The 10,496-nt window shown below is 74.0% G+C and carries 13 protein-coding genes; 9 read left to right on the top strand and 4 right to left on the bottom strand.

Annotated elements, in window-relative coordinates; translation table 11 throughout:
- The 3 genes from ACY1JF_RS25155 to ACY1JF_RS25145 all read right to left on the bottom strand — a co-directional run.
- Positions 1-413 (bottom strand): ATP-binding cassette domain-containing protein (locus tag ACY1JF_RS25155; RefSeq protein WP_462707516.1); only part of this gene is annotated, 413 nt, incomplete at its 3' end.
- A 170-nt stretch (positions 414-583) separates the two neighbouring features.
- Positions 584-1,366, bottom strand: a complete 783-nt coding sequence (locus ACY1JF_RS25150) for a class I SAM-dependent methyltransferase (protein ID WP_462707515.1) — start codon at positions 1,364-1,366, stop codon at positions 584-586.
- A gap of 427 nt (positions 1,367-1,793) precedes the next feature.
- Positions 1,794-2,153, bottom strand: a complete 360-nt coding sequence (locus ACY1JF_RS25145; RefSeq protein WP_462707514.1) for an STAS domain-containing protein — start codon at positions 2,151-2,153, stop codon at positions 1,794-1,796.
- A 129-nt stretch (positions 2,154-2,282) separates the two neighbouring features.
- Here ACY1JF_RS25145 and ACY1JF_RS25140 point away from each other — a divergent pair, with 129 nt between their 5' ends.
- Complete coding sequence (locus ACY1JF_RS25140) at positions 2,283-2,609, top strand: helix-turn-helix transcriptional regulator (RefSeq protein WP_462707513.1); 327 nt, start codon at positions 2,283-2,285, stop codon at positions 2,607-2,609.
- 9 nt (positions 2,610-2,618) lie between these two features.
- On the opposite strand, the gene ACY1JF_RS25135 is transcribed toward ACY1JF_RS25140, so the two are convergent.
- Positions 2,619-4,748: a GAF domain-containing SpoIIE family protein phosphatase gene (locus ACY1JF_RS25135; RefSeq protein ID WP_462707512.1), complete on the bottom strand. Its 2,130-nt coding sequence runs from the start codon at positions 4,746-4,748 to the stop codon at positions 2,619-2,621.
- A gap of 239 nt (positions 4,749-4,987) precedes the next feature.
- Here ACY1JF_RS25135 and ACY1JF_RS25130 point away from each other — a divergent pair, with 239 nt between their 5' ends.
- The 8 genes from ACY1JF_RS25130 (at position 4,988) to ACY1JF_RS25095 (ending at position 10,470) form a co-directional block, all read left to right on the top strand.
- Entirely contained in the window at positions 4,988-5,260 is a 273-nt protein-coding gene (locus ACY1JF_RS25130; protein WP_462707511.1) for a hypothetical protein, read from the top strand.
- 189 nt (positions 5,261-5,449) lie between these two features.
- Positions 5,450-5,821, top strand: a complete 372-nt coding sequence (locus ACY1JF_RS25125; protein WP_462707510.1) for a phage holin family protein — start codon at positions 5,450-5,452, stop codon at positions 5,819-5,821.
- Positions 5,818-6,336: a DUF3618 domain-containing protein gene (locus tag ACY1JF_RS25120; protein ID WP_462707509.1), complete on the top strand. Its 519-nt coding sequence runs from the start codon at positions 5,818-5,820 to the stop codon at positions 6,334-6,336. Before ACY1JF_RS25125 ends, ACY1JF_RS25120 begins: the two co-directional genes overlap by 4 nt.
- Before the next feature lie 392 nt (positions 6,337-6,728).
- Positions 6,729-7,187, top strand: a complete 459-nt coding sequence (locus ACY1JF_RS25115; protein WP_462707508.1) for an RrF2 family transcriptional regulator — start codon at positions 6,729-6,731, stop codon at positions 7,185-7,187.
- Positions 7,188-7,329: 142 nt separating this feature from the next.
- Positions 7,330-7,431: a putative leader peptide gene (locus tag ACY1JF_RS25110; protein ID WP_462707507.1), complete on the top strand. Its 102-nt coding sequence runs from the start codon at positions 7,330-7,332 to the stop codon at positions 7,429-7,431.
- 143 nt (positions 7,432-7,574) lie between these two features.
- Positions 7,575-8,681 carry an ABC transporter substrate-binding protein gene (locus ACY1JF_RS25105; RefSeq protein WP_462707506.1) on the top strand — a complete coding sequence of 369 codons (1,107 nt, stop codon included), beginning with the start codon at positions 7,575-7,577 and terminating at the stop codon, positions 8,679-8,681.
- Between the two features lie 93 nt (positions 8,682-8,774).
- Positions 8,775-9,581 (top strand): ABC transporter ATP-binding protein, encoded by an 807-nt coding sequence (locus ACY1JF_RS25100; RefSeq protein ID WP_462707505.1) that lies wholly within the window; start codon positions 8,775-8,777, stop codon positions 9,579-9,581.
- Complete coding sequence (locus tag ACY1JF_RS25095) at positions 9,568-10,470, top strand: ABC transporter permease (RefSeq protein ID WP_462707504.1); 903 nt, start codon at positions 9,568-9,570, stop codon at positions 10,468-10,470. Before ACY1JF_RS25100 ends, ACY1JF_RS25095 begins: the two co-directional genes overlap by 14 nt.
- Positions 10,471-10,496: the final 26 nt, after the last annotated feature.

Below are 10,496 nucleotides of genomic sequence, written 5' to 3'. Positions count from 1 at the left end.
GGCTCGGCGCGGGCGTCCGCCTCGTAGCCGCCGCGCGGTCGGAAGGAGGCCGTCGGCTCGGTGGGCGCGGCGCGGCCTCCCGCCGCCGCGGCGGTCTCCAGCGCGCGCGGACGGCTCTCGAAGGCGCACGGGCCGCTCAGGGCCTGGTCGGCGGTCCGCTGGACGGTGTGGTGGGACGGGAGCCGTCTGTCCCGCGGGAGGCGGCCGAGGCCGCCGCCGGTCCGGACGGCGATGTCGCCGCTGCCGGGCCGCCCGGCACCGGCGAGCAGGCGCGGCAGGGTGGTCTTCCCTGAGCCGTTCTGCCCCACCACGCCGGTGCGTTCACCGGCGCCGGGGGCGCCGGTGACGGGGTCAAGGACGAGCCGGCCGCGGTACGGCTCGGTGACCGCGCGGACGCTGGGCTGTGGGGGCATGCGAGTACTCCGGAACGTTCGCGAGCGAGGCGGCCCGGGTGGGCCGCGGGGTCGGGAGAACGTTCTGGATGAGCATGTCCGCTCCGTTGCCTCGACGACAGTGCAGCCACACGCTGGCACGTGTCCGTGGGCGGGGCAACCGGGTTTTCCCGGGCGGCCGGGCCGGCCGGTCAGTCGTCCGTACGTGAGCCGGCGCGCCGGACCCGCAGTACGTCCTGGTGGTGCGCGATCCGGTAGGTGCCGTCCTCGGTCCTGAAGTGCCGCTGTACGTACTCCTCCACCGCCTCGCGCGTGGGCCGGGGACCGCCCGGGAAGCTGAGGAGGAACCCGGCGACGGTGACCGTCTCCGCCAGGTCGTCGCCGCGGTAGTGGGCGGGGAGGGACTCCAGGCGGAGGTCACCGGTCAGGCCGTCCGGTGCCGCGGCGAGTTCGTCCGCGAGGTCCCGCAGGCCGAAGCCGATGCCGGTGAAGTGGCGCACCATCCGCATGCACGCGTTGTCCGGGTCCTGCTGGATCACGAGCAGGGTGCCGCCCGGCTCGACCCACCCCAGGACACGCCGGAGTGTGGCCGCCCACTCCTCGCGGGGGATGTAGTACAGCACGTGGGAGAGGAGCGCCAGGTCGACGCCGACGCCGGGATCGGCACGGTGCACCGGTTCGGCCAGGATCACGGCGTCGGGGCAGGTGCGGGCGAGGGCACGGCGCATGGGTGCGCTGGGTTCGACGCACACGGTGCGGTCGAAGGACCGGCCCACGTGGCGGGTGGTCGCTCCGTCGGCGGGGCCGACGTCGAGGAACACGCGCCGGGCGGGCAGCCGGCGCACCACCTCGTCGAGGTAGGCGTGGGTGGTGGCCTTCTCGTCGCTGTTGGCCAGGAACCGGGTGAACGCGTCGTAGTAGGCGTCCTCGTCGGTCCGCAGACCTCCGGTCGTCACGGTCTTCGGCGGCTTCATGTCCGTGTCCCTTCTCGCGGGCGGCGGGGCGGGCCCGCGCCGTCCGTGGATCCCGATGACCGGACACTGACACCGCGGGCCGCCCGGCCGTCGCGTGACGCGCGGTGAGCGCTGACCGGATGGAGCGCGCGCAGGCGCGGGGCGACGCGTTCGCGCCCCTGCGGGCACCACGTGACACGGCCGCTTCGCCCTCTTCCCGTCCGGGTGGCCGACGCGGCGTCGCCCCTCCCGTTCGGGTGACGCCCCGGGCGGGCCGTCCGCGGAGGAACCCGCGCGGCCACGGGAGCCGTTGAAGCGGATCGCCGCCACGGCGAGCGTTCCCCGCCTCGTTCCGCGACACGCACGCCCTGCCGCTCGGCACCGGCGGCGGGTGCCGTCCGGCGCGGAACGGGCCCGGCCCGGCCCGTCGGCCGCGGGCTCCCGCACGTCACCGGACGAGGCGTCGGTCGCCGAGAGCCTCCCGCACGGTGGGGTAGCAGCGCAGGAGCCCGTCGATGCCCAGGGCACCGAACACGCGCAGAACGGTGGGCGAGCACGCCGCCAGCCGTATCCAGCCGTCGCGGGACCGCGCGGCATGGTGGGCCTGGATCAGCGTGTTGACACCGGCCGAGTCCATGAAGGACACCGAGGCCAGGTCGACGACCGTGAACGGGGCCGGGCCGCCGGACGGCAGCAGTGCCCGGCGCACCCCGGCACCGGCGTCCTGGTCGATGTCACCGCGCAGTGTCACCACGGTGACACCGCCGGGAGTGGGGGAGCGCACCGCGGAGAACGGCTGCGGGGTCATGGCACACGTCGTCCTTTCCGGTGCTGGGTCCTGCGCAAGGATCGGCCCCGGTGACATCACCTGTCAACAGATACCTGAAAGGTATTTCCTATTTGCTGATACGTGAAACGCTCGTCACACTCAGGAATCATGGAAGGAGCACCCGAACCACACACCGGCTGGACGTTCCTGACCAACCACGCCCGCGTCCTGGCAGCGATCGCCGACGATCCGAGCGCGCGCGTGCGGGACATCGCCGCGCACTGCCGGCTCACCGAGCGCGCGGTACACAAGATCATCTCTGACTTGGAGGAGGACGGTTACCTCTCCCACACCCGTCGGGGAAGGTCGAACGTCTACCGGATCGAAGCGGGCGTCCCCCTGCGGCACCCCGCCGAGGCGGAGGCCGGTCTGACCGTGGCCGCCGTCCTGTCCGTCCTGGCCCGCCACGACGCGCGGCGCGACTCCCGGTCCTGAGCCCGGGCCTCAGGACCTCCCGTCCGCCGCGTCCCGCCGCAGGACCAGGAGCGCGACGTCGTCGGTGCGCTGTCCGCAGGGGCCGGCCTTCTTCAGCAGATCGTCGATCAGCAGGTCGAGGTCCTGGTCGTCGGCCTGGGCGAAGTGCCGTGCGAGGTGGGCGATGGCGTCGTCGAGGTCGACCCCCGGCGTCTCGATGAGACCGTCGGTGTAGAAGAGCAGCGTCAGCCCCGGCACGAGCGGGATGTCGCTGTGCGGGTACCGGGCGGCGGGGTCGACGCCCAGCAGCGGGCCGGGCGGCACGTCGACGGGCCGGGTGGCGCCGCCGGGCAGCCGGACCAGGGGCGGGGGGTGGCCGGCGCTGGCCAGGGTGGCCCGGCCCCGGACGAAGTCCAGGTGCGCGTAGAGGCAGCTGGTGAACAGGTCGGGGGCGAGGTCGGTCAGGAGCCGGTTGGTGCTGGAGAGGATCTGTTCCGGCGGTGTGCCGCGGGCCGCGTTCACGTGGACGGCGGTCCGGACCTGCCCCATGAGCGCCGCGGCCGCCGCGTTGTGCCCCTGGACGTCGCCGATGACGGCCGCGGCGGCGCCGTCGCCGAGCCGGATCAGGTCGTAGAAGTCCCCGCCGATGTCCATGCCCCGGGTGGCCGGCAGGTAGCGGGCGGCCACCCGCAGGCCCGCGACGGCCGGCAGGGTCCGCGGCAGCAGCGCCTGCTGGAGGCTGTGGGCGAGGTCCAGTTTGGTGTCGTAGAGACGGGCCCGGTCCAGGGCCTGGGCGATGAGGCCGGCGAGGGCGGTCAGGACGGCGCGTTCCTCGGCCGGGAAACGGTGCCTGCGCTCGTAGGACAGGATGCAGCAGCCCACCGGGCGGCCGGAGATGACCAGGGGCAGGAAGGCCCAGGCCTGTTTGCCGCTGACCACGGGGGCGTCGGGATAGCCGCGGCGCAGTTCCTCGGGGGCGGAGAAGAACAGGGGGGAGCCGGTGCTGAGGGTGCGCCCGGCGGGCGTCAGGCCGCTGTCCACGGGCACGCCGTCCAGGCGCTCGACGACGTCGGGGGCGTAGCCGCGGGACCCGGTGATCAGCAGCCGGCCCGCGTCGGCGGCGGCCAGGATCAGGCCCTGGGCGCCGAACGCGGGCAGGACCTGGTCGGCGACCAGGTCGATGACGTCCCGCACGCCGACGGCCTCGGCCAGCGCGGCGGCCAGATGGGTGAGCTGGTGGAGCCGGCCCGCGCGGGCCGGTGCGGCGAGCCGTGCGGCCCGGCGGGGCGCCTCGGCCGGAGCCGGCCCGGAGCCGCTGGGCACGACGCGGACGCTGATGCCGCTGGCGTCCGGGTAGAGGTGGAAGTCCAGCCACCGGTCCGGCGGGCGGCACGCGGTGAAGGCGACCGGCCGCCGGCTGAGGACGGCCGCGCGGTAACGCTCCTCGAAGGCGGGGTCGTCGAGCCAGCGCAGGGACTGCCAGGGCCGGGTGCCCAGCAGGTGGCCGGCGTCGCGGCCCAGCAGCTCGCAGGCCCCGGAGCTGAGATAGGTGAAGCGTCCCGCCAGGTCCACGGCGCAGCTGCCGCCGGGGAGCCGCTCGGCGAAGTCGGCGGCGGCCAGGTCGGGGTCCGCCTTCCGGTGGGCGGGCTCGGCCGGCACGATCCGGGGCGGGGCGTCGCGGTCCGCCGGGAGGCCGTGTCCGGCGGTTTCCTCGATCAGCCGGGCCAGGCGGCGGCAACTGGTGGTGATGTGTCCGTGTTCCCGTCCGGACATGTGGGGCGGGCGCGGGAGCGGCCACATCAGCAGCAGTGCGCCCCAGCGCCGGACGCCGGTGACGGGCGCGGCGGCCAGCGCCATCGGGTAGGGCAGGGCCACCGCGGTACGGGGGTAGGCCCGGGCCAGCTGTTCGTGGCCGCCGACCCACACCAGCCGGTCCTCGCGGGCCGCGTCGGCCACCGGGGTGGGGGCGGCCAGCGGCATCCGGACCCAGGGCGCGGCGAAGCCGGCGGGCGCGCCGTACAGCACGTCCAGCCGCAGCACCGGCTCGAGCGATGTCAGCAGGTACAGCGCGCCCACGGACGCGCCGATCCGGCGCACGGTCTCCGCGAAGGCGGCGTCCAGCGCGTCGAGGCCGACGGCCGGTCCAGGTGTGCCGGTCACCGAACACCTCCCGCAGCGCCGGGACGATCGATCCGGGCCGGAGCGGCCTTCGCTCACCGCCGGGCCGTACGGCGGGCCCGGCACCCGGTACGGCTTCTCCCACTCATGGACGCTACCCGCGCCCGGGCCGGTCGGCATGTGGCGGACCGGGGCGCGCCGGCCTGCGTCCCACCGTCATGGAATCTCCACCTCCCGTCACCGCTCCCGGAGCCGGCGGCGGGCACCCGTTCCGTGTACCGGTGCGAAGGGGGCCCGTGGTGATCGTCGTCGTCGCCGTTGTGCTGCTGCCCGCCCTGGGGCTCCTGCTCTACGGGACGGACCGACTGGAGGATCTGCTGTTCGGCCCGCCCTCGCGGCCGTCGACGGCACGGCACAGGCGGCACGGGCGGCACGGGAAGCGCGGGCGGCACGGGGGGCGCGAACGGCACGGGAAGCTGCGGCTGGTCGCCGCGACGGCGGCGGAACACCGTCACCGCGCCGACGGCGGGGCCCGGCACCCGGACGCGGCCTGACGGCGGCCGTCTGGCCGCCGCCGTCGGGGGTACTCGCGCGCTTCAGGGACTCCGGGGACCGCGGCACGGGCCCCGGCGAGCGGAACGGAGATGATCACCGTGGCGACCACGAGCACACGGCCGCACTCCGCCGGTGCGGACGGACACGGCCCGGGACACGGCCCCGGGCACGGACAGGGGCAGGAGCCTGTGAGCGAGCTGGTACAGCGGGCCTCGCAGCAGCTGACCGAGCTGGTGCGCGGCGAACTGAGGCTGGCGCAGGCGGAGATGAAGGAGAAGGGAAAGCGGTACGGCAAGGGCGGAGGCATGTTCGGGGGTGCCGGCCTGGTGGGGTTCCTGATGCTCCAGGCCCTGGTCGCCACCGCGATCGCCGCGCTGGCGGTCCCCCTTCCCGTATGGGCGGCGGCGCTGATCGTGACCGCGGTGCTCGGCGTGATCGCCGCGGTGCTGGCGCTGAGCGGCAAGAAGCAGGTCGGCCGGGCGGCGCCGCCCACGCCGCAGCGGACCATGGAGAACATCAAGGCCGATGTGGCCGAGATCAAGGGGAGCGCGCACCGATGACCCAGCCGCAGCACGACGGACCGGCCGCGCAGAGCCCCGAGGAGCTGCGGCAGCAGGTCGAACGCACCCGCCGGGAACTGGGCGAGACGGTGGAAGCCCTGGCGGCCAAGACGGACGTCAAGGCCCGCGCCCAGGAGAAGGCGGCCCAGGCCAAGGTCCAGGCCGCGGCAGTGGCCGGGCAGGCGAAGGAACAAGTCGCCTCGATGGCCGGACAGGCGAAGGAACAGGCCGCCTCGATGGCCGGACAGGCGAGGGCCAGGGCCGGTGAGGCGGCGCACCAGGTGCGGGACAAGGTGCCCGAGCCGGTCCGGGACCAGGCCGCCCGGGCCACCGGACAGGCCCGTGCCGTGGCGTCCCGGGCCGGCCGGACCTGGCACGAGAAGGCGCCGGAGCCGGTACGTGAGACGGCCGCCCGGTCGGCCCGGGCGACGCGGGACAACCGCGCCCTGCTGCTGGCCGGTGCGGGAACGGGCGTCCTGGTGCTGTGGCTGGCGCTGCGCCGCCGGGGAGACTGACCCAGGACACGCGCCGGTCCGCATCACGCGCCCGCTCCTTCCCGCGTGTCACGGGAGGGCCGGTGGCGGGCGGTCCCTCCGGGCGGCCCGGTACCCGCCGCCGGGGCCGGCCCGCCGGACCGGCCCCGGTGTGCCACGCCCCCTGCGGAGGACCCGGCGCCGGTGTACCCGGCCGGCGCCGGACAGGCGCACGAAGGCCCCGCCCGCGCGCTGCTCGACCCGTCGGCACGCCTCGCGCCCTCCGGGCGGACTCGGCGCCGATGTGCCCGGCCGGGTGGCTCCGCGCGCGCCGCCCGGACGCCTCCGGCACACCGCCCTCCCCCGGTCAGGACGCCCGGCTCCGGTCACGACGACCGGCGGAAGGCCGCGCCGCCGTGCGGAATAATGCACGTATGCGGATCTCAGCCAGGGCGGACTACGCGGTACGCGCCGCGCTGCAACTCGTCGCGTCGGGGGATGACGGGCCGGTGAAGGCCGAGGCCATCGCCGACGCCCAGGACATCCCGCACAAGTTCCTCGAGGGCATCCTCAGCGACATGCGCCGCGGCGGGCTCGTGGTCAGCCAGCGCGGCGGCAACGGCGGGTACCGGCTGGCCAAGCCGGCCGGGTCCATCTCCATCGCCGATGTCATCCGCGTCGTGGACGGCCCCCTGGTGTCCGTACGCGGGGTCCGCCCGCCGGAGCTGTCCTACCGGGGCCCCGCCGAGTCGCTGCTGCCCCTGTGGATCGCTCTGCGGTCCAACGTCCGCGAGATCCTCGACGGGGTGACGCTCGCCGATGTCGCCTCGGCCGAACTGCCCGCCGACGTGGCGGCGTTGACCGACACGCCGGGAGCCTGGACCAACCCCTGACCAGACCGCCACCACCTGCCGCGTCTCGCTTGACGAGACGCGGCTGACCATCATGTGAACTCCCCCTTGGGGCAGGCCCCGTCTTCTGCCACGATCCCTATCAACCCGGTGGGAAAACTAGGGATGGGATCGAGGGGTGACCATGGGAACGCTCAGCCGCGCGGACCGGTCGCTGCCCCTTCTCACCTCCCGCCGGCACGTCGACCTCCTCCGCACGTCCAGCGCCGTCTGTCCCGGCGTCTGAGACCACGCCACGACCGGTTCCACCGGGGAACGTGACGGCGCCCGCGTCGCCGTCACGTTCCCGGACGTCCCCCGGGCACCCGCCGCCTTCGCGCGCGTGCCCCCGCAGCCCCGTGCCCACGCACCCTCCGAAAGGACACCTCCGTGTCTGCCGCCGGACCGTTCACCGCCCTGCGCACCCTCGCCGCCCTGACGGCCCTCCCCCTCCTGCTGACGGCCTGCGGCTACGGCTCCGAGTCCAGCGACGACGACCGGTCGGCAGGCGTCGCCGCGAACGCGGAGAAGCTCTCCGCGGACGAGGTCAGGATCGGTTACTTCCCGAACCTCACCCACGCCACCGCACTCGTCGGCGTCCAGGAGGGCCTGTTCCAGAAGGAGCTGGGCGGCACCACGATCAAGGCGTCGACCTTCAACGCCGGCCCGTCCGAGATCGAGGCCCTCAACTCCGGGTCCATAGACATCGGCTGGATCGGCCCCTCCCCCGCCATCAACGGTTACACCAAGGCGGACGGCAAGAACCTGCGCATCATCGGCGGTTCGGCCTCCGGCGGGGTGAAGCTCGTGGTCGACCCGGACAAGATCAAGTCCGAGGAGGACCTGAAGGGCAAGAAGATAGCCACCCCGCAGCTCGGCAACACCCAGGACGTCGCCTTCCTCAACTGGATCGCGGAGCAGGGCTGGAAGGTCGACGCACAGAGCGGCAAGGGCGACGTGTCGGTCGTGCGCTCGGACAACAAGGTGACCCCGGACGCCTACAAGTCCGGCTCGATCGACGGCGCCTGGGTCCCGGAGCCGACCGCGTCCAAACTGGTCGCCGAGGGCGCGAAGGTGCTGCTGGACGAGTCCGACCTGTGGCCGGACAAGAAGTTCGTGATCACCAACATCATCGTGTCGCAGAAGTTCCTCGAGGAGCACCCGGACGTCGTCGAGGCGGTGCTGCGCGGTTCGGTCGAGACCAACGAGTGGATCAACGCCAACCCCGAGGAGGCCAAGGCGTCCGCCAACAAGGCGCTGGAGAAGCTCTCCGGCAAGGCCCTGCCGGACGAGGTCATCGACCCGGCGTGGAAGTCCATCACCTTCCTGGACGACCCGCTGGCCTCGACGCTGGACACCGAGGCCGAGCACGCGGTGAAGGCCGGCCTGCTGGAGCAGCCGAACCTCAAGGGCATCTACGACCTGGCACCGCTGAACAAGGTCCTCAGGGCCAAGGGCGAGGCCGAGGTCGACGACGCCGGTCTCGGCACCGAGTGACGGCCACCGGACCCACCGGACCCACCGGACCCACCGGACCCACCGGGCCCACCGGCGGCACCGATCCCATGAAGACCCCTGGAGGTGACGATCATGGCCAGCACGACGGCCAAGGCCGCCAAGGCCGCTGAGGGCGCCGGGGCCGCGGCACACGCCGCCCGTGTCGCGCACGTCTCGAAGTCCTTCCCCGCGCCGGGGGCGCCCGGTGGGCAGCAGCTCGTCCTGGACGACATCACGCTCGACGTCGCGCCCGGTGAGTTCGTCACCCTCCTCGGGGCCTCCGGCTGCGGGAAGTCCACGCTGCTGAACCTCGTGGCCGGGCTGGACCGGCCGTCCGCGGGGACGATCGGCACGGACGGCAGGCCCGCCCTGATGTTCCAGGAACACGCGCTGTTCCCCTGGCTGACGGCGGGCAAGAACATCGAACTGGCCCTGAGGATGCGGGGCGTGGCCGGACCCGAGCGCCGGCTGGAGGCGGAGCGGCTGCTCGGACTGGTCCGGCTGCACGGGGCGTACGGCAAGCGGGTGCACGAACTGTCCGGCGGGATGCGCCAGCGCGTCGCGCTGGCCCGGGCACTGGCCCAGGACAGCAGGCTGCTGCTGATGGACGAGCCGTTCGCGGCGCTCGACGCCATCACCCGGGACGTCCTGCACGACGAACTGACCCGGATCTGGCGGGAGACCGGCCTGGCCGTGCTGTTCGTCACGCACAACGTGCGCGAGGCGGTGCGGCTGGCCCAGCGGGTGGTGCTGCTGTCGTCGCGGCCGGGGCGGATCGCCCGGTCCTGGACGGTCGGCATCCCGCAGCCGCGCCGCCTGGAGGACAGCGCGGTCGCCGAGCTGTCCGCCGAGATCACCGGGGAACTGCGAGAGGAGATCCGCCGCCATGGCCGGCACTGACACCGGACCGGCGCACCGGGACGACGCGGCGTCGCGGGACCTGGCGGGCCTGGAGGCCGGGCTCGACGCGCTGGACACCGTGCGGGTGGGCCGTCCGCCCCTGCGCGAGGTACTGCTGCGCAAAGTCCTGCCGCCCGTCACCGCCGTCGCCCTCGTCCTGGTCGTCTGGCAGGTACTGGTGTGGACCCGGGCCGCGCCCGCGTACAAGCTGCCCTCGCCGTCCGCGGTGTGGGGCGAGGTGTCCGAGGCGTGGCTCCAGGGCACCCTGCTGGACTACATCTGGACCTCCGTCTCCCGTGGTCTGCTGGGCTTCCTGCTGGCACTGGTCATCGGCACACCACTCGGCCTGCTGGTCTCCCGGGTGCGGTTCGTCCGGGCCGCGATCGGGCCGATCCTGTCCGGGCTGCAGTCCCTGCCGTCCGTGGCGTGGGTGCCGCCCGCCGTGATCTGGCTGGGGCTCGACGACAACATGATGTACGCGGTGATCCTGCTCGGTGCCGTGCCGTCGATCGCCAACGGCCTGGTGGCGGGGGTGGACCAGATCCCGCCGCTGTACTTGCGGGCCGGCCGCACGCTGGGCGCCACGGGACTGCGCGGCGCGTGGCACATCGTGATGCCGGCCGCGCTGCCCGGCTATCTCGCGGGGCTCAAGCAGGGCTGGGCGTTCTCCTGGCGGTCGCTGATGGCGGCCGAGATCATCGCGTCCTCGCCGGACCTGGGCGTCGGGCTGGGGCAGTTGCTGGAGAACGGCCGCAACAATTCCAGCATGTCGCAGGTGTTCCTCGCCATCCTGCTGATCCTGGTGGTGGGCATCGCCGTCGACCTGCTGGTCTTCAGTCCGCTGGAACGGCGGGTGCTGCGCGGCCGGGGGCTGCTGGTCACCCGCTGACCGGGTAGGGCACACCGGGCACCGGC

The sequence above is a fragment of the Streptomyces sp. SYSU D01066-1 genome (assembly GCF_054956795.1).
Note: the sequence above shows the minus strand (reverse complement) of the source record. Positions and strands in the feature narration are given on the sequence as shown.